15 protein-coding genes are annotated in these 19,487 nt (G+C 60.2%); 5 read left to right on the top strand and 10 right to left on the bottom strand.

Annotated features, from left to right (window positions below; translation table 11 throughout):
- Nucleotides 1-51 precede the first annotated feature (51 nt).
- The 9 genes from HBJ59_RS04515 to yaaA all read right to left on the bottom strand — a co-directional run bounded on the left by HBJ59_RS04515 (nt 52) and on the right by yaaA (nt 12,957).
- On the bottom strand, nt 52-1,161 hold the full coding sequence (locus tag HBJ59_RS04515) for a mannuronate-specific alginate lyase (RefSeq protein ID WP_167662866.1): 1,110 nt from the start codon (nt 1,159-1,161) through the stop codon (nt 52-54).
- Nucleotides 1,162-1,169: 8 nt separating this feature from the next.
- Nucleotides 1,170-2,618 carry an alginate O-acetyltransferase gene (locus HBJ59_RS04510; protein WP_167663426.1) on the bottom strand — a complete coding sequence of 483 codons (1,449 nt, stop codon included), beginning with the start codon at nt 2,616-2,618 and terminating at the stop codon, nt 1,170-1,172.
- Nucleotides 2,619-2,629: 11 nt separating this feature from the next.
- Nucleotides 2,630-4,222, bottom strand: coding sequence for a mannuronan 5-epimerase AlgG (algG, locus tag HBJ59_RS04505; RefSeq protein WP_076014357.1), 1,593 nt, complete (start codon nt 4,220-4,222; stop codon nt 2,630-2,632).
- On the bottom strand, nt 4,222-5,709 hold the full coding sequence (locus HBJ59_RS04500) for an alginate export family protein (RefSeq protein WP_076014356.1): 1,488 nt from the start codon (nt 5,707-5,709) through the stop codon (nt 4,222-4,224). The genes algG and HBJ59_RS04500 overlap by 1 nt, the downstream gene beginning before the upstream one ends.
- Nucleotides 5,706-7,130 (bottom strand): alginate biosynthesis TPR repeat lipoprotein AlgK, encoded by a 1,425-nt coding sequence (algK, locus tag HBJ59_RS04495; RefSeq protein ID WP_372241436.1) that lies wholly within the window; start codon nt 7,128-7,130, stop codon nt 5,706-5,708. Before algK ends, HBJ59_RS04500 begins: the two co-directional genes overlap by 4 nt.
- Before the next feature lie 90 nt (nt 7,131-7,220).
- A complete protein-coding gene (locus HBJ59_RS04490) occupies nt 7,221-8,390 on the bottom strand; it encodes an alginate biosynthesis protein Alg44 (RefSeq protein ID WP_167662864.1) in 1,170 nt (389 codons plus the stop codon).
- Between the two features lie 36 nt (nt 8,391-8,426).
- Nucleotides 8,427-9,908, bottom strand: coding sequence for a mannuronan synthase (gene alg8 / locus HBJ59_RS04480; RefSeq protein WP_167662863.1), 1,482 nt, complete (start codon nt 9,906-9,908; stop codon nt 8,427-8,429).
- Between the two features lie 84 nt (nt 9,909-9,992).
- Nucleotides 9,993-11,309, bottom strand: a complete 1,317-nt coding sequence (locus HBJ59_RS04475; protein ID WP_076014352.1) for a nucleotide sugar dehydrogenase — start codon at nt 11,307-11,309, stop codon at nt 9,993-9,995.
- A gap of 868 nt (nt 11,310-12,177) precedes the next feature.
- The gene (gene yaaA, locus HBJ59_RS04470; RefSeq protein WP_167662862.1) at nt 12,178-12,957 is read right to left on the bottom strand and encodes a peroxide stress protein YaaA; all 780 of its coding nucleotides are present in this window, start codon (nt 12,955-12,957) and stop codon (nt 12,178-12,180) included.
- Nucleotides 12,958-13,954: 997 nt separating this feature from the next.
- Between yaaA and HBJ59_RS04465 the strand changes: the two genes are divergently transcribed.
- The 5 genes from HBJ59_RS04465 (at nt 13,955) to moaE (ending at nt 18,134) form a co-directional block, all read left to right on the top strand.
- The gene (locus HBJ59_RS04465) at nt 13,955-15,079 is read left to right on the top strand and encodes a polysaccharide deacetylase family protein (protein ID WP_167662861.1); all 1,125 of its coding nucleotides are present in this window, start codon (nt 13,955-13,957) and stop codon (nt 15,077-15,079) included.
- Between the two features lie 351 nt (nt 15,080-15,430).
- Nucleotides 15,431-16,825 (top strand): PhoH family protein, encoded by a 1,395-nt coding sequence (locus HBJ59_RS04460; protein ID WP_076015692.1) that lies wholly within the window; start codon nt 15,431-15,433, stop codon nt 16,823-16,825.
- A gap of 144 nt (nt 16,826-16,969) precedes the next feature.
- The gene (gene moaC / locus HBJ59_RS04455; RefSeq protein WP_010170404.1) at nt 16,970-17,443 is read left to right on the top strand and encodes a cyclic pyranopterin monophosphate synthase MoaC; all 474 of its coding nucleotides are present in this window, start codon (nt 16,970-16,972) and stop codon (nt 17,441-17,443) included.
- The gene (gene moaD / locus HBJ59_RS04450; RefSeq protein WP_076015690.1) at nt 17,440-17,682 is read left to right on the top strand and encodes a molybdopterin converting factor subunit 1; all 243 of its coding nucleotides are present in this window, start codon (nt 17,440-17,442) and stop codon (nt 17,680-17,682) included. Before moaC ends, moaD begins: the two co-directional genes overlap by 4 nt.
- A gap of 2 nt (nt 17,683-17,684) precedes the next feature.
- The gene (moaE, locus tag HBJ59_RS04445; protein ID WP_167662860.1) at nt 17,685-18,134 is read left to right on the top strand and encodes a molybdopterin synthase catalytic subunit MoaE; all 450 of its coding nucleotides are present in this window, start codon (nt 17,685-17,687) and stop codon (nt 18,132-18,134) included.
- Between the two features lie 118 nt (nt 18,135-18,252).
- Here the strand turns inward: moaE and HBJ59_RS04440 are convergent, their stop codons facing one another.
- Entirely contained in the window at nt 18,253-19,389 is a 1,137-nt protein-coding gene (locus HBJ59_RS04440) for an FAD-binding oxidoreductase (RefSeq protein ID WP_076015688.1), read from the bottom strand.
- Nucleotides 19,390-19,487 lie beyond the last annotated feature (98 nt).

Genomic DNA, 19,487 nt, shown 5'->3' with positions numbered 1-19,487 from the left:
AGGCAAGCCAGCTCCCACATTTGGACCGAGTCCAGGTGTGGGAGCTTTGTATCAGCTGCCTTTGTTGCCTTTCTCGTGCGCCGGGTCGTAGACCTTGGTCAGGTCACCCCCGAGGCGGAACGTCTTGAACGGCTGCATCCCGTGCTTGCGCTCGATCACATCCGGCGCGCAGGTGTAGAGGGTGCAGAAGGGCTCAAGCCAGGCAAATTTCATGTCTTCCTTGAGGTCCTTCATGTCTTGTTCCTTGCCGTTCTTCTTCTCGAAGATCTCCGGGTCTTTCACCCCGGCCAGCACGTTGTCGCCCAGGCGTTTCAAGGCACCGTTGTTTTCCTGGCGCAGGTCAACACCGTTGACCAGGGCGAAACTGGCAATCATCGCCAGCGGCGGCAGGGCGTAGTTGTGGTACGACAAAGCCCGTTGCTGACGCTTCAATTCGTTCGGCAGGAAGCCTTGCGCATCGACCTGATTGGCGCCGACCTTGTATTCCTTCACGGCCCAATCAAACAGGTCGCGACGGTTGGTGGCGATGGAGGTCGCCATCACCGACCAGGCGGCCCAGTAGGAGTGGTTGTTGGTTTTATCCAGCGGCAGGTTGTCCCAGTCGCTCACCACCTGGTCGGCCATTTTGCTGAACCAGGCCTCGATCAACTGCGACTCCTGCTGGTGGTTGGCCAGCGGGTGGGAGTCGGAGAACTTCAGGCGTACATAGGCCGAGGCCATGCTGCCCAACGCCCATTTGCGCATGGACTTGCCGGTGTGGTTGAAATCCTTGGACATCAACGCATCCGCCTTGGCCCAACTCGTCAGCCAGTTCAGCGTACATTCCAGCTGCTCCGGGCGACCGTCGCGCATGAATTGCATCACGCGTTTGCTGGTGTCTTTTTCCAGCTTGGTGATGTCGGCGGTGCTGTCGCGAAAGGCTTTTTCGGACTGCACGTTCAACGTGGAGCGAGCCTTGTCCGAACCTTCGTACTTGCTGCGAAACTGCAGCGAACCGGTGTACGGCGCCGGCATGGTGTCGCAGTCATTCTTGAAGTCGCCGGTCTTGAATGCTTCCACCGGGGCGAAATAACCCTGGGGTGGACGCAGTGGCGCGGCGGCATTGACTGATCCGGCGAAGATCGCCATGCCCAGTAATGTTGGAATCAATAGCTTCTGCATAAGTAACCTCATTGCCCGGCAGATGCGGTCTGTTGACCACCGGCGGGGAATACGTTGCGTGTGCAAATTTTCGCTTCGACTTTCTGCGCGGCAGCGCCCGCTTCAGGGCCCTGCACTTCCACGGCCAGCAAGTTTTGCGTGGCCCAGTCTTCATCGGTGCGCAGTTCAAAGGCGAAACGCCCGTCTGTATCGGATGTTTCGGGTTTGTCGATCTTGATGTCCTCGTGGCGCCCGTTCATGTACCAGAGGGTTGCTTGCAGGGTTTTCACCGAAGGGTCGGCGAAGCGGATGTCGACCTGATGGCTGGCGTTGCGCAGGTCTTTGTTCGAACTGTTAACCAGTAATTCGTTCTTGCCGGGTTTCAGCGTGGTGCTGGCGCTCATCTGGGCGGTCTTGCCTTCGCAGCCGTTGTCCAGCAGCGACATCATCTGGCGGTAGATGGTCTCCTGATCGAGGCGATACAGCGGCGAGAATTCCCAGATCAGGATCTTCGGCGGGGTCTTCTGGAATTCGTCGCTGCCCAGGTACTGGATCATCGAGCCTTCGAGACCACCGCCGGGGAAGGCGACGTTGAGAATGTCAGCACCGATTTCCTGTTCCAGGAAGCCGGCGAAGTTGTAGTTCTTGCCGCTGTGGCTGGTACCCACGAGGGTGATCTGCGGGTTGCCGGAATCACCGAACAGGTCGCCGTCCGCCGCTTCGCCCTTGGGCTCGGTGGTGAACTGGTCCATGTACTGGATCGCGTAGCTGGTGCCACACAGTTGCCCGGCCATGTTGTGCAGGGTGCCGGTCTTACCCATGCGCCCGGAACGTTTGGTCTCGAATTCACGCTGCGGGATGCCGGCAAACTCGGGCATCGCGCGCACTTTCGCGCCGACGATTTTGGCGGTGCGCTGGGCGCCGTATGGCGTCCAGTGTTGGTCACCGCGGAAGTAGAAGTCGTGGGCCGGTAATTCATCCGGCAACTGCTCGTTGGTCAGCGGCGACAGGTCCGGCACGACGTAGCCCATCTTGGCGAAACGCCCGAGCATGGTTTTGTAGTTGCCCAGGGCCTTGTCGAAATCGAACTTGGCTTTCTCTTCAGGGTTGAGCTTGTTGCGGTTCACCAAACCACGGGTTGGCTGGTAGACCACCACCAGTTCCACGCCCTTGCTCTTGAACGCATCGTGCAGCTGTTGCATGCGTTTGTAGCCGGCGGGGCTGGTGTCGAATTCGGTGCGCAGGTCTTCCTGGGTACGGAACAACCAATCGCCCTGGGCTTGCACCAGGGTGGTGAAGTTCTGCTGGTAGCGCGTGGTGTAGTTCTTCGCGTCGTGGGCAGCCGGGCACAGGCTGCAGCACGGTTCGGCGCTGAATTTCGGGGCCTGTACTTCGTCGGCACGCACGCCCTGGCTGGCCGCGAGCAGGCCGAGGGTCAAACCCGAAAGGCTGAGCAATTTGATCATGTGTGGGTGCATAAAGGTCATCCTCAGTCCTGCATTTCGGTCTGGCGTTCGACAGGGTCGATCAGCACGGCTTTCTTCTGGCGTACCAGCAAGTCGAGGATCTCTTCCTGGCGATCGCCAAGAACGCCCGAGAAGCTGATGCCACTGGATTTGGTCGGCGCAAGCATCGACACGCGGTACAACTCGACGCTCAAGGGCGAGTCGATGGACAGCGGCCCGCTGCCGTTGGCGGCCAATTCACCGCCCACCACAATCAGCGAGACCTTGGTGTCGAACGGGTCGAGGGCGATGTCGCGGTCGGTGTCGGTCAAATCCTTGATGTGGCCGTACACGCCGGTCAGCCCGTTGGCCATGGCAATGTTCTCGTACAGGCGAATGTTCACGCTGTTACGCACGCGGATGCCGTGGCGACGGTTGCTGATCACCTTGTTGCCCCACAGCAGGTTATCGCCGCTCTCATAGAGGGTGATGCCGTCGGTGTGGTTGCGGTAGATCTCGTTGTCGGCGATCAGGTTGTTGACGCTGTTACGGTCGATCACCAGGCCCGAGAGCTTGTTGTCGAAGCTGCGGTTGTTGAAGATGAAGCTGTCGTTCACTTCCCGGGAAATGATGATGCCGTGCTTCTTCTTCGTGCCGTAGACGGTGTTGTCAGTGATGATCAGGCCGTGTGAACGGTCGTGGGGGTCGATGCCGTAGACGATGTTGTCTTTGTAGGTATTGCCCTTGAGCACAAAGCCGGTGGTTTCGTAGCAGTAGAAGCCGTACCACATGTCCGAGAACTCGGAGTCGACGATCCAGCCCGTCGGCTCGGGGCGCTTGAGCACCTTGGCCATGTTCGGCGTGTACTGGGAAATACTCACGCCATACGACTTACTGTTGGCGTAGCCGAAGCTGGCCATCTTGCTGTTGGCGATGTAGGTCTCGGTGCCGCCCCAGGCCAGCAGGAACGGACGGAATTCCTTGGGCGACTGGAAGGTCGCCGGGCCGTTGGTCTTCTCGCGCCAGCCGGTGATTTTGGTGTCACGCACAAACAGCTGGCCGTCGTTGATCAGGAACGAACCGGCTTCCTGGGACAGGCGCAGCTCTTGAGTCTGCTTGTCGATTTCGAGGATGCCTTTACGGCCCACCACGATCGGCAACTTGGCCAGGAACACACCCGGCGAGGTTTCGCTCAAGTACTGCTTGGGCACTTTCTTCAGCAGGTCCTTGAGGTTCATGTAGCCATCGTCGACAAAGATCGCCTGGGGAATACCGTGCTGGCGCACTACCCATTCGGCCATCTTGTTGTCGCCGCCGATGAAGTCCTTCAGGGCGTCTTCCTGCATCATCCGGCGGATGCTGACTTTGCCAGGTTTGGTGCGCACAATTTTCTTGGCGATATTGGCCGCGGTGTAGCCGGACACGTCCGGCAGCGCAGGCTTGGCCATCTCCAGCGGCGCGGTCGGCGGGCTGGAGATGGTGTAGGTCTTGGCCTGTTGCAGCTCTTTGGCGATGGTCGGCGCCTTGACCTGCTGCGCGACATCGGCGAAGGCCGAAGTGCTGGCCAGCAGCATCGCTGCGACCAGCAGGCTGACCGAGCCTTTGAGGGCTTGAGGGTTCATTGCGCAGGCTCCCATCAGAACTTCCAGATCACGTCGACAAAGGCGCGATGCATGTACGAGTCGACTTGGCTGCCATAGGCGTCGCCCGGTTTGAACACGCCTGCACGGAAGCGCACCAGAGCCGACGGTTCGTCGATCGACTGGCTGAGCCCGGCCGGCAGCAGGCCTTTCTTGAAGTACTTGGTGACCACCAGGTCCATCTCCTGGCCCAGGTCTTTCTTGCCATCTTCAAGCGGCAGGGACGTGCTGGACAGGATCGCGCCGGTCACGTCATCGGTGTTGTTCTGCACGGCGTCGATGCCGTTGCTGCCCACCGGCTTGTTGCCGTCGACGCGCCAGAACTTGTGGTACACCAGGCTGGCGTCATAGTCCTCGCGCAGCTGCCACGAACCGAACAGGCTCATGGACTGCATGTTGTTCATCTCGCCGCGAAACGCTTCGCCGAAACGGTGGACGCGGGACTGGGTACCGGTCCAGTTCGAACGGTTGCTTTGCAGGCCGTTCTGCTCGTATTCGGCGCTGGCGCGGGAGTAGGCGGCGCCCACTTGCCACTGCGGGTCGAGGCGCAGGCGCACACCCAAATCGGTGGCCCAGCCATTCACGTCATCGCTGCGCTTGGCATTGGTGGGACGGGTGCCGTCGGCGTTCAAGGCGTTGACCGTGTCGCGGTCGCCCTGCATGCCGGTGACGCTCGCCCAGTAGTTGACGGTGTTGGTGTTGCGCCAGTTGTAGGCGTCGCTGTTGGCTTCGATGCCGAGCCAGGTCAGGTCGCCGTTCTCGCGCTTGTCCAGCGAATCGGTGGCCACGCCCGGTTCCGGGAAGTCGAGCTTGCCGTCGTCATGGGTGTGGTGAGCGCGCAGGCCGATCCACTGGCCTGGCGTCCACTGATAGGCGGCGTCGGCGTAAAGGTGCTGACGGTCCTTGTCCTTGGGCGACAGTTCCTTGAGGTCGGTGCGGTATTCGCTGAAACGCTCGGCGACGCCGACATTGGCCTTGAGCAAGGTGGTGTCGAAGGTCCAGTTCAGCGCTTCGATATTGGTGTCGCGCCATTGGCCGTCGTCGTTGCGCAGGCGTTGGCGACCGAGCTTGAGGATCTCGCCGGGGTAGGGCGTGAAGCCGCCGTAGGCGACCCAGAACTCGCGCATCGCCAGGTAATTCTTCTTGCTCTTGCGGTCGTCATTGCTGGTCTGTTGGGTGGCGTCATCCGAGGACTGTTGCAGGGTGTCGGTCTCGATGATGTCGCTGGAGGTCACGGCCTGGCCCATGGCGTAGGCGCTCCAGTTGCCGCTCTCACCGTAGATCCACGGGCGCAGGTCAAGGCCGATGCCGTTGACGTCGCCGCCTTTCTGGGTGCCCAGGTCGCGGTCATCTTCGGACTGGCCGGTGACTTTGACTTCCAGGCCGAAGTTCTTGGCTTCGGTCAGCGCGGCCAGGGTCGGGCACGACCACAGCAGGGCGAAGGTCAGGCCGATGCCGGCCTTGACGAATGGATTGAGCTTCATAGGGATTCCTCGCCGTCTTCTTCTTGCAGGGCGTGCAATTGCAGCGTGCTTTGGGCCAGGGTGCCGCGCACGGCCAGTTCCTGTTGCACCAGGCGTTGGCCTTCGGCGCGTTGTTCCGGGGTCAGCGGAGCTTCGAGCTGGGTCGCCAGGTCGTTGGCTTCCGGCGTGTCCTGGGCCTTGGCCAACTGGCTGAAGACATAGGCGTTAAGCGGGTCGGGCTTGGTGCCCTTGCCTTGGGAAAACAGTTGGGCAATCGCGAAGTCGGCGCTGTTCTGGCCGTTGCGCGCAGCGGTCAGCAGATGGTCCAAGGCCTTTTGCGAATAGACCTTGCCCAGGTAGCCACGGCGGTAAATCTGGCCGAGGTAGTAATCGGCAGCCACTTCGCGGCCGACGGCTTTCTGGAAGTGTTCTTCGGCGGCCTTGGCATCTGCCGGGACCCACTTGCCTTCGTAGTAGAGCTTGCCCAGCAACAGTTCGGCGCGGGGCTGGTCGGCGGCGCGGCCGTTGTCCAGGTACTTCATCATCTGGTCGACGTCACCCAGTTCCGGGAAGTCGTAGAGCAGTTGCGCCAGGCTGACCCAGGAGGCCGGGTAAGCAGGGGCGATTTTTTCCAACAGCGCCTGGGCGGTTTTTTCGTCAGTCTTGCCCAGGCTTGCATCACCCAGTACGCGAGCGACGCTGTCGACCCGCTGGGCGGTGACGGTGCCATGGCTGTAGCCGGCTTCCATCTGCTTGAGCAGTTCGGCCTGTTTTTCCGGCTCGGCTTTTTTCTGGTAGACCGTGGCCAACTCGACGTAGCAGATATCGGTGGTGTTCAGCGCGGCCTTGCAGATGCTTTCCACTTCATCCAGATGCTGGTCGTAGGTGTCCTGGGTGCGATACAGCAGCACCTGGGCCAGGCCGGCTTCCGGGTAACCCGAGGCGCGCCATTTGCTGATTTGCTGCTGGGCGTTGATGTTCGGGAAATCATGCGGGTATTGCAGGTACAGCATTGCCAGCGGAATCAGGGTGTTGCCTTCGCCATTGGCAAAGGCTTTTTTCAACAGGCCTTCGGCTTCATGGTGCTCGGCTTCAGTAGCGCCCGGCTTGGCCACCAGCAGGCGACCCAGGCGTGCCTGGGCACGGGGCGAGGTATCGGCGGCCGCGCGATACGTCGCTTCGGCCTGCTTGATTTGCTCGGGGTCGCGGGTGCCGACCTGGATATCCGCCAGGCCCACCTGGGCCTCGCTGTAGCCCAGGTCTGCCAGTTGCTGGTAGTTCTGCTGCGCGGTGACCGTGTCACCACGCTTGAGGGCTTCATTGGCCAGGCGTTGGTCGGGCAGGCCGGCGCAACCGGCGAGGCTGACCGCAACAGCCAGCAACGCCGCAGTTCCCATGTGGGAGCGGGCTTGCTCGCGAAGGGGCCCTGTCAGTTGATGCATGTGTTGGCTGACACACTGCTTTCGCGAGCAAGCCCGCTCCCACAGGGATTGCGGTGTTTTTGAGAGAGTCATCACAGGCATGTCCTCTGCTTACAGACCGTTGGCCATGGCTTTGTCGATCAGCCAATTCAGGGATGGGCCGCGGTCGCTGGTCACTTCAACCGGGCGGCCGGCGTAGGTGCTGTCCAGCGGGGCATCGGGTTTGATCTGCACGCGAATATCGGAAGACATTTCGCTGCTGTTGAGGCTGGTGCTGCTGACGATGGTGCCGGTACGCACCTGCTCTTCATCCGCCACCTGGAAGTTCACGCGGGTACCCGGGCGAACGTCGGCAAACTGGCGATAGGAGAAGCGTGCATCAACGTTGGCCTGGCTGCCGCGCGGTACCAGTTGGAAGATCACATCGCCCTTGCTGGCGTACTGACCGTCGGCGACCAATTGCTGGGCCACGACGCAGTCGCACGGGGAGGTGAGGGTGCCGGTCATTTGTTTGCCGAACAGCTCTTCAACCTTGGCCGGTTGCAGTTGGTCTTCGTCCAGATGGCCCTTGAGCACATCGAGCATGCTGGTGCTGAACGTCGCCAATGGCGCGCCCTTGGCAGCGACCGCGTCACCTTTGATCAGGCTCTGCACGGTGCCGTCGCGAGGCATGGTCACGTTCATTCCGGGCACGCTCACCAGGCCGGACGTGGCGTGGCTGACGAAGTACATGCCGTACACCGATTTGACCACGAAGCCGAATGCCGCCAGGCCCACCACGAAGATCCCGAGGCTGAAGGTCACGGCCCGCAGGCGGCCGCCGACGCTCATGTTGCTGCCGCTGTCCTTGACCTTGCGCGCCTTGGTGAAGTTGTCGCGTTGCAGGGTCGCCAGCACGTCGCCCATGGTCACGATGTCGCCGGACAAGTGCGAGGTGATCAGGTGGCGCAGGGTGGAAATGTCTTGTGCATCGAGGTTCTGGAACTGGCAACCGGTGCGGCCGGTCTGGCGGTCGTAGGAACGAATCTGCAGCTCGACGTCCATCGCCAGGCCCAGGTTATCGATCACGAACTGCAGGCGACCCTTGTGCACATCGCCGACTTTCAGCGGCTGTTGCGGGGCGTTGAACGCCAGGCCGCCGGCGGACAGGTCGATGACCCGCACTTCCATCGGCGTGTGATCGGCGCCGAAGAAGCGCAGCTTGGCCGGGATTTTTACCCGGGCGTGTTGGCGCTGGGCTTCGGATTCGTGGACAACGTTGGCGTTTACTTGGCTATTCATGGTGTTTAGTTCCTAGTTAATTCAGGCTTGGCAGGGTCAAACCATCATCAGCAGCACGGCGACGAAAATGCTGCCGGCGGAGAAGGTCATGGTCCGAGACGACCAGGTGTTGAACCAACGTTGAAAGCTGGCCAAATCGCGGGTCAGTTTGGTGTCCTGGCGTGTCCAGGACTGTTGATCAAGGCGGAAGAACACGTAGATCTTCACCAGCGCGCCCATGATCTGGTTGTAATAGAGAATCACCGGGTAAGCCGGGCCGATCCGGTGACCGGAGCACGACAGCAGCAGGGTCAGAATCAGGCGGGTGATGCCGATCCACAGCAGGTAGGCGAGGATGAACGCGCCGCCGTATTTGAAGGTGGCGATGATCGCCACGGTCAGCCCCAGCAGGGAGGTCCACATCGACACGCGTTGATCGAACAGCACGATGCTGGTGAACAGGCCGAGGCGACGCATCCCCAGGCCGAGGGCACGTGAGTTCTGGCGCAGGTTGTTGCCGTACCAGCGGAACATCAGTTTGCGGCTGGCCTTGATGAAGCTCTTTTCCGGCGGGTGTTCCACGGTGTGAATCGCGGCATCCGGTACGTAGAAGGTGTCGTAGCCCAGGCGCATCAGGCTGAACCAGCTGGACTTGTCGTCACCGGTCAAAAACTTGAAGCGGCCCAGGCGCCAGTGTTGCAGCGAGTCGCTTTCCACGTCGGCGATAAAGCCAGGGTCGGTGACGACGTTGGCGCGGAACACTGACATGCGACCGGTCATGGTCAGCACGCGTTTGGACAGGGCCATGGAGCACATGTTGATGTGGCGCTGGGCGAAGCGCAGCTTGTGCCACTCGCTCATGATGTAGCCGCCGCGCACTTCGCAGAACTCGTTAGTGGTCAGGCCGCCGACATTGCCGAACAGCTGGAACCACGGCACGGTCTTGCGCACGACGCCCTCGGCGAGCACGGTGTCGCCATCGATCACGGCCACTACGGCGCGGTCGTCCGGCAGGTGGCGGGAGATGGCGCGAAAACCGAAGGCCAGGCCGTCACGCTTGCCGGTACCGGCGATCCGCACGAAGTCCAGCTTGACGTGGTCGGGCGGGTTCATCTTGGCCCACAGGCTCTTGACCAGCAGCTCATCTGACATTTCCACCAGGGAGCAGACCACGGTGGTAGGGAAGCCACATTCGATGGCCTCGCGAATCACCGAGCTGTAGACCTGGGCAGTGGTCAGCGCATCGATTCTGAAGCTGGTGACCATCAGGAATACGTGGGACGGGTCTGCCGCTTTGCCCAGCTTGCGCACTTTGCGCCGCAGGTGCGGGTAGACCACGTACAGGAACAGCATGCCGCGAAAGAAATGCGTAGCACCCATCGAGTAGCGCCAGATACCGACGGCACCAATCAGGAAAATAAAATTCTTCGACTCGGAGTCGAACGTACTCGCCGGCAACAGCAGGGCGAGACCCATCAGCAGGCTCAGGAAAAACAGCCAGCCGGCGGATTGGAGGAGTACGTGTTTTAACTTGGACATAGGCGTCATTCCGCAGGTGAAGGAGGCTTCGAGCGGCAAGCGTCGGGGATCAGGACGCTTGCCGCTGGAAACTTGCCGTTGCTGTTACCAGCAAATGCCTTCGGTACGACCGCTCACGCTGGTGGCCTTGGACATGAAGCCCACCAGGTCGACCACTTGCTTGCCGTGGGGTGCGTTATGCGCCAGGGCACGGAACTTCTCATCGCGGTTGCCCAGGATGATCACGTCGGAGTTGTTGATCACTTCGTCGAAGTCCGAGTTGAGCAGGGACGACACGTGAGGGATCTTGCCTTCGATGTAGTCCTTGTTGGCGCCGTGGACGCGAGCGTATTCGACGTTACTGTCGTAGATGCTCAGGTCGAAACCCTTGCCGATCAGCATCTCTGCCAGTTCCACCAGCGGGCTTTCGCGCAGGTCATCGGTGCCGGCCTTGAAGCTCAGGCCCAGCAGGGCGACTTTGCGTTTGTCATGGCTGGAGACGATGTCGAAGGCGTTCTGCACCTGGGACTCGTTGCTGCGCATCAGCGAGTTGAGCAGCGGTGCATCCACGTCGAGGGAGCCGGCGCGGTACGTCAGGGCGCGCACGTCCTTGGGCAGGCAGGAGCCGCCGAAGGCAAAGCCTGGGCGCATGTAGTACTGGGACAGGTTGAGAGTCTTGTCCTGGCAGACCACTTCCATCACTTCGCGACCGTCGACACCTACCGCCTTGGCGATGTTGCCGATCTCGTTGGCGAAGGTCACTTTGGTCGCATGCCAGACGTTGCAGGTGTACTTGATCATCTCGGCGACAGCGATGTCCTTGCGGATGATCGGCGCGTCGAGTTCTTCGTACAGCGACTGCAGGACATCGCCGGAAGCGGTGTCGAATTCGCCGATGACGGTCATTGGCGGCAGATCGTAGTCGGCAATGGCAGTGCTTTCACGCAGGAACTCAGGGTTTACCGCAACGCCGAAGTCGACGCCGGCTTTCTTGCCGGAGCAGTCTTCGAGAATCGGGATCACCACGTTCGCCACGGTGCCTGGCAGCACAGTGCTGCGGACCACGATGGTGTGGCGGGTGGTCTTGTCACGCAGGACAAAACCGATTTCGCGGCACACCGATTCGATGTAGTTGAGTTCCAGGTCGCCGTTTTTCTTGCTCGGCGTGCCGACGCAAATCATCGACAGGTCGGTATCACGGATAGCGTCGGCGAAATTGGTAGTGCCGCGCAGTCGGCCGGTCTGGATACCCTGGCTCAACAGTTCGCCCAGACCCGGTTCAACGATGGGCGATTTGCCCGCGTTGATCAGGTCGATCTTGTCCTTGGAGATGTCTACGCCAATGACCTCATGGCCCCGTGCAGACAGGCAACCGGCACATACCGCGCCGACGTAACCCAAACCAAATATGCTGATGCGCATCGCATTTACCTCATTGTTAATCGTGCCACTAGATGGCCGGAGTTCATGTTTTGAAGCGTCACTCAGGCACTGGAAAGTGCGACGAGTAAACGTCGGTATATCCAGTGCAGGCATACTAAAAGTCGAGTGACTAACTAATGCACTCAAGTTGTGCGCAACGTGGCCTTATTGTTGGGGCTTGCCCTGAAATGCAGCCAGCCTTCCTGGGGAAGGGCCTGGCGCCAGTGCCGCAAGGCGTTGATAGTGGTTTTTAGCCCTTATATATCAACAACTTGGGTTGTCTCACTGACCCATACAGGTGAGCTCAGCCTTGGCCTTGTCGGAGAAAGTAGTGAAAACTTTTCGTCCGCCTTCAACTAATCAGTTGATGATTTGACCATTGAGTCAAAGCTGTATGACAACTTTGCTACTTCCGTTGGTCGCCACGTAAGTCATCTCTTACATCTGCAGAGATAATCGTTACCGGTGGTATGAGCGGTGCTTTAGGACATAGTTCCTGTCCACTCATCCTGTTTCCGGAAATTTCTTGAAATATTAGAAAAGATGGCACTAGTACTATTGTGATAGCACTTGCTATTTGGGCCAGTAGTTGCGGGGAGTTGCGAGGGTTAAATAGTTTTGTGCCACTACTCCTTGAAAAAAGTGGTGCCACTACGAAAAAAATTGACGAATGTCGAGTGAAATAAATGTTAGGGATTCTGAAGAATTATTTTTGACGCCAAATAAATGACGAATTCGGAGTTGGAATGCAAACAAAATGTGGGAGCGGGCTTGCTTGCGAAAGCGGCGTGTCAGGCAACAAAAGCATCGACTGAACCACCGCTTTCGCGAGCAAGCACGCTCCCACATTTGGATCTTCGTTGTCAGGTTATTCCGGGGCGTGATCGCGCAGGAACACCAGGTTATCCGGCTTTGACTGCTCCGCATTGAAGCGATAACCCTGCACGTCAAACTCCTTGAGTTTGGCCGGGTCGTTGATGCGTTCTTCAATCACAAAACGGCTCATCATGCCCCGGGCCTTTTTGGCGTAAAAGCTGATGATCTTGTACTGGCCGTTTTTCAGGTCCTTGAACTCGGTGTTGATGATCCGCGCGTTCAGTGCCTGGCGTTTGACTGCTGAAAAGTACTCGTTGGAGGCCAGGTTGAGCAACACGTCATCACCTTGTTCGGCCAGGGCTTCGTTGAGCCACTCGCTGATGCGGGTGCCCCAGAACGCGTACAGGTCCTTGCCACGGGCGTTGGGCAGCTTGGTGCCCATTTCGAGGCGGTACGGCATCATCAGGTCCAGGGGGCGCAGCAGGCCGTAGAGGCCGGAGAGCATGCGCAGGTGATCCTGGGCGTAGGTGAAGTCGGCGTCCTTGAAGGTTTCGGCGTTGAGGCCGGTGTAGACGTCGCCCTTGAAGGCCAGCAGGGCTTGCTTGGCGTTGGCGGGGGTGAAGGCTGGGGTCCAGCTGCCGAAGCGTGCGGCGTTGAGGCCGCCGATTTTGTCGGAGACGTGCATCAGTTCGCTGATTTGCGCCGGGCTCAGTTCGCGCAGTTGTTCGATCAGTTCCTGGGAGTGGTCGAGGTATTGCGGTTGGGTGAAGCGCGGGGTGACCGGCTTTGACTCGAAATCGAGGGTTTTGGCGGGGGAAATCACCGTCAGCATGAAGTCGTCTCCTTTAATCGTGGGGGGGATTCTAGGGGGTAGGGCGGTTTGACTCCACCTATGAAGGTGATAGATGGCTGGGGGTTTGGGTGTATATCCGTTATTTAGGTAACGGCGGCTTAGGGTTCCGCTCTTACAGCGGGTCACTTTTGGCAAACGCCCGGAATGCCGGCCCAGCCAAAAGTAACCAAAAGGTCTTTGCCCCACCACTCGGTGCCTCGCCTGGGCTCGGCATGCCCGCACTCCGGCCCGGTTCCGCGGGCCGCCGCGACGGGCCATCCATGGCCCGGCGCGGCTAAATCGGCTTCCCTGCCGATTTACCCGCTCCACCGTGCCTACTTGCGGCCATCGTGGTTGACGGGGCCCGCAGATCAAAATCAAAAGCAGATCAAAAGCCAGAGCACAGCGGCCTACCGGCCGGCTTGAGTGTTAGAAGCAGAGGCAAGATCCAGAGCGAAAGCAGAGCTGCTTTTATGTGGGAGCGGGCTTGCTCGCGAAAAACCTGAGGGCGCCGCGTTCATCCAGAATGCCAGCGTCATCGTTAACGACCTTCGCGAGCAAGCCCGCTCCCACATTTGGACCGTGCCCGCTTCTGATTTTGCTGTTGCTGTTGCTTCACCACACTCAAGCCGGCCGGTAGGCCGCTGTGCCCTTGATCTGCTTTTGATCTTGATCTTAGGCGCCCCGTTAAACCACGCTGGCCGAACGCAGGCTTTGGAGCGTGGGTAACCCGGCAGGACGCCGGGTTAGCCGCGCTGGGCCAAGGATGGCCCATCGCGGCGGCCCACGCTCCAAAGCCGGAGTGAGGGCACACCGAGCCTAGGCGAGGTGCCGAGTGGTGGGGCAAGAGCGTTTTGCTTACTTTTGCGCTGTTCAAAAGTGAGCCGCTGTAAGAGCGGAACCATAAGTGGCCGTTACTGCAGCAACGGATATGCACACAAACCAACCCAATGTGATCGGCTATAGTGCCCGACGACTCTGGAAAGGGAGACCCTCCGTGCGAATTGCGCTTTTACTGTCAGCCTGGCTCATCTGCCTGGGCGCCCAAGCCGCCCCCGTGGACGTCGCGACCCTGGACCGCGGCACCTGGCCCGAACGCCTCAGCAACCCCGCCCTGTTCGACGTCGCCTCACGCGCAGAAATCCTGATGTTCGCCCACACCCTGCTGGCCAGCGAAGCCCTCGACGAGCCTGCCCTCAAGCAGCGCCTGGGCCTGAAGATCATCAACCTGGCCGCCATCGACGACCTGCGCCGCCAACTGTGGCAACGGCTATTGGAGAACTACACCTTCGCCCAACAAAGCTGCGAACAGGACGCCTCCTTCTGCTACCTGGTGGAAAACATGGACGACCTGCGCGAACAAGCCGCCAAATTCGAAGTGAACGACGACTCCTTCTATATAGGCTGGGCCGGCCCCAGCCGCACATTCCACGAACGCTACCTGGATGAACAGTTGCGCAAGGCCGCCCTGTTCCCCCAGATCAGCAGCGAAATCGCACGCTTCGGCGATCACGAACGCAACGGCGACGAACTCAACGACCGGATGTTCCTGCTGACCTTCGACAGCGGCCCGTCCCCCGTGAGCGGCAACACCGACTGGCTCACCGACTACCTGCGCAAACAGAAAATGCACGGCCTTTTCTTCGTGCTCGGCAACAGCCTGCAAACCCGCGTCGAGAAAAGCTCGGCCACCGATGTGCAGGCGCTGTACCAAGGCCAGTGCGTCGGCACCCAGGGCTGGCAATACCGCTCCCATAGCCACTGGGTTGACTGGCAGTCCTCCATCACCCGCAGCGCCTCCCTGGCCCAAAGCCTGATGCCGGAAAACTACCAGCCGCTGTTCCGCCCACCCTACGGCCAGCGCCGCTCCGACAGCCAAGGCTTCTTCCAGGCACAAGGGCTGCAAGTGGCGTTGTGGGACATCGACTCGGAAGACGAACCCGGCAAGCTCAAGGCTGATGAGTCGGCCAACCGCGTGCTCACGTTGATGCTGCTGTGGCGGCGCGGAGTGATCGTATTCCACGACACCCAGGACAAGGCGCGCATCGCATTACCCTGGCTTTTACACGCCACGGCAGAAAGTGGACTCGGCTGGCAGGATTGCCGGGAAGCGTTTCGCTGAAAAAAAGCACGAAAAGCCCGGCCCTGTTGGGGCTGAGGTTTTTTAGGGGGGGATTTGGGAGATATTTCGATACAGGCGGACTTCCGACTTTAACGGTGCAATGCCGGCTCGCCTAGTGCTATTCGTCATCCTGAAAAATAAACTTCAAAAAAGCGTCAAAGTGCTTTTTCCTGTCATGTGTTTTGCGGTATTACGAAGACAGACAGCCGAAACCTGCAACACAGGTGGCGTCTTCCAAGACACCTCTTGTGTGCACCGCACTTGACGCCCCTCACGTGCGTTCGACGGTCGAATCGAGGCGCAGCACTGTCGTGGTATTGCGTCGACTGGCTCCCACAAAGGTGACCGAGTATGGATGATCATGGACGTAACCCTTCTTCCGACCAGCCAATCCTTTATGTGCTTGATACCAACGTACTGATTCACGATCCAAACGCACTGCTTAACTTCGAAGAACACCACGTCGCCATCCCGATGATCGTGCTTGAGGAACTCGACAAACTCAAAAGCGGGCACCACAGCGTTGCCGCCGAATGCCGCCAGGCCATCCGCCTGATCGACAAGACCCTCGGCGAAGCCTCCCCCGACGATGTCGAGGTGGGCGTACCGATCCAGCGTGGCAAAAGCGGGCCCAAGGGCTTGCTGTCGATTCTGATGAACAAGCGCGGCGAGCCCAACAGCCTGCTGCCGGAGCATCTGAACGACAACAAAATCATCAACCAATTGATCGACCTGCACGCGCGCGACAAGGACCTGCGCCTGGTGCTGGTGACCAAAGACATCAATATGCGCCTCAAGGCACGAGCGTGTGGGATCGCTGCCGAGGACTACAGTACCGACCAACTGGTCGACGACGTGTCGATGCTGTCTCGTGGTTATCACACCATGACCGGCTCGTTCTGGGATCGCGTCAGCAAGGTTGAAACCCGTCAGGACCATGGCCGCACCTGGCACCAGGTACAGCTGATCGACAACCTGCCGGCTGTGCACATCAACGAATTCATCATCGACGAACAGGGTTTTGTGGGCTGGATCAAAGAGATCCAGGTCGACAAGCTGCTGATCCTCGACCTGCATCAGGAACCCCTGTTGCACCAGGAAGCCTGGGGCCTGAAACCGCGTGATATCTACCAGAGCCTGGCGCTGTATGCCTTGCTTGATCCGGACATCCACCTGGTCAACCTGACCGGCGCCGCAGGCTCGGGGAAAACCATCCTCGCCCTGGCTGCCGCCATCGAACAGACCATGGTTACCAAGCGCTATCGCCGCATCATCGCCACCCGCAGCGTGCAGGGCCTGGACCAGGAAATCGGTTTCCTGCCAGGCACCGAAGCGGAAAAAATGGAGCCGTGGCTGGGGGCGATTACCGACAACCTCGAAGCCTTGCACATGGATGACGAAAACACCCATGGCAGCGTCGACTACATCCTCAGCAAAGTGCCGTTGCAGTTCAAATCCCTCAACTACATTCGAGGTCGCAGCTTCCAGCAAAGCCTGATTTTGATCGATGAATGCCAGAACCTGACGCCGCACCAGATGAAAACCATCATCACCCGTGCGGGCGCCGGTTCCAAAGTGGTGTGCCTGGGTAACCTGGCACAGATCGACACCCCTTACCTGTCCGCGACCAGCTCCGGCCTGACTTACCTGACGGAACGCTTCAAAGACTTCCCGAACGGCGTGCACATCGCGCTGCAAGGGGTACCTCGCTCGATTCTGGCTGAATACGCCGAATCTCACCTGTAACCATTCCTGTAGGAGCGAGCTTGCTCGCGAAGGACGTCAACGAAAACGCGGGGCATCGGGTGCCCCGCGTTGTTCTCTGGTTTTTCGCGAGCAAGCTCGCTCCTGCAGGGTTTACAATCGGGGCTCCTGATCAGGAGTATCCCTGTGCTGACTCATCTCGATTCCCAAGGTCGCGCCCACATGGTCGACGTCACTGAAAAAGCCGTGACGTTCCGTGAAGCCGTGGCCGAAGCGCGGGTGCGCATGTTGCCCGAGACCCTGAAAATGATTGTCGACGGCGCCCACCCCAAGGGCGACGTGTTTGCCGTGGCCCGTATCGCCGGGATCCAGGCCGCGAAAAAAACCAGTGATCTGATTCCCCTGTGCCACCCTTTGATGCTCACCGGGGTCAAGGTTGAACTCAGCGCCGATGGCCTGGACGCGGTGCACATCGTCGCCCGTTGCAAACTCTCCGGCCAGACTGGCGTGGAGATGGAAGCGCTGACCGCGGCCAGTGTCGCCGCCCTGACGATCTACGACATGTGCAAGGCCGTGGACCGTGGCATGACCATCGAAAACATTCGGCTGCTGGAAAAACTCGGCGGCAAGAGCGGGCATTTCAAGGCGGACCAGGCATGAGCATTACCGTACTGTTTTTTGCGCGCTACCGCGAAGCCGTGGACCTGGACTCGCTGGAGGTTGAAGGTGAGTTCGCCACGATCGAAGCCGTACGCCAGGCATTGGCGGGCGACCCCGGTTTTGAAGTACTCAACGAAACTGGCTTGATGTGCGCCCGCAACGAGGAGCTGTGCTCGCTGGACGAGCCCCTCGTTGACGGCGATGAAGTGGCGTTCTTCCCGCCCGTGACCGGAGGCTGATCATGGCGATTCGGGTGCAGGCCGAGGCATTTGACCCCGGTGCTGAAGTCAACGCGATGCATGCGGCCAATGTGGGCGTGGGTGCGGTGGTGAGTTTTATTGGCTATGTGCGCGACTTCAATGATGGCCTGGATGTGGCCGGAATGTTCCTCGAACACTATCCGGGCATGACTGAAAAAGCCCTCGGCAAAATCGCCGTGGAGGCCGAACAACGCTGGCCGTTGCTCAAGCTGGAAGTGCTGCACCGCATCGGCGGCCTGGAGCCGGGTGAGCCGATTGTGTTCGTGGCGGCGGCCAGTGCCCATCGCCAGGCGGCGTTCGATGCCTGCGCCTTTGTGATGGACTACCTTAAGACGCGCGCGCCGTTCTGGAAGAAGGAAAACACCAGTGAAGGGCCGCGCTGGGTGGAAGGGCGCGACAGCGATCACGCTGCCGCTGACCGCTGGAAATAACGTGTGGCGAGGGAGCTTGCTCCCGCTGGGCTGCGAAGCGGCCCCAAAAAAAGTGGGAGCGCTGCGCACTCCAGCGGGAGCAAGCTCCCTCGCCACAGCAAGCCCCTCGCCACACAGGTCAGGTCGAGGCTTGCAGCCGGTGGGGCGACAGCATCGCTTCGGTCAACCCGAACGCCGCCAATGCATCCGGCAACGGCTTGCCGCGCACCAGCGCCGCACTGGCCTGGCCCATCGCCGGAGACGTCTGGATCCCGTAGCCGCCCTGAGCCGCAATCCAGAACAAACCCTCCACCTGTGGATCGAACCCGCAGACCAGATCACCATCGCTGACGAAACTGCGCAGCCCGGCCCAGGTCCGTGCGGGGCGGCGGATGCTCAGGGTGGTGGCTTCCTCGATGTGATAGATGCCCGTGGCGATGTCCAGCTCTTCCGGCTGCACATCGTGGGGCTCCACCGGGTCGGCATTGGCCGGTGAGCCGAGGAACATGCCCGCGTCGGGTTTCATATAGAACGAACCGTCGAGGGCCGCCAGCTCCGGCCATGCGTGAATGTTCAATTCGGCGGGCGGGGCGAAGACGAAGGCGCTGCGACGTTTGGGTTGCAGGCCGATTTTCTGTGCGCCGGCCAACTCACCGATGTGATCGGCCCACGCGCCGGCGGCGTTGATGATCACCGGGGCGCTGAAATGCTGTTGCGCGGTGCGTACCTGCCACACCCCCTGAACGTCGCGGGTCAGTTTCTGCACGTCGTTGTCGGTGTGGATTTCACCGCCATTGCGCCGAATGCCGCGCAGGTAGCCCTGGTACAGCGCATCGGTGTCGATGTCGCAGACAGTCGGGTCGTAGATCCCGCCATGGACTTTTTCCCGGCGCAGGATGGGCATCATGGCCATTGATTCCTCAACGTCGAGCAGCCGCGTTTCCGGCACCAGGGCCTTGGCGCTCAGGTACTGGCGCTGCAGCTCATCGGGGTCGCCGATCAAGTCCACCAACACTTCACCGCGAGGGGTGAGCAGTGGGTGCTCGGCGAAGCCGGTGGGCGGGTGATCGAAGAAGGCGCGGCTGCCGAGGGTAAGGGCGCGCACCTGGGGCGTGCCGTAGGCGGCGATGTACAGGGCGGCGGAGCGACCGGTGGAGTGGTAGCCGGGCATCGACTCGCGCTCCAGCACAATGACGCGGGCATGCTGTGACAGCCAGTAGCCGGCGGATGCGCCAGCGATGCCACCGCCGATGATGAGGTAGTCGGCCTGGTTCATGTGGGCTCTCCTGTAGGAGCGAGCTTGCTCGCGAAAAACTCTGTGGCACCGCGTTTATCCAGGATGCACGCGTTATCGTTAACGTTTTTCGCGAGCAA

It is taken from the genome of Pseudomonas sp. AN3A02 (assembly GCF_011765255.1).
Classification (GTDB): Bacteria; Pseudomonadota; Gammaproteobacteria; order Pseudomonadales; family Pseudomonadaceae; genus Aquipseudomonas.
The sequence above is the reverse complement of the archived record's forward strand: the minus strand, read 5'-3'. Positions and strand labels throughout refer to the sequence as shown.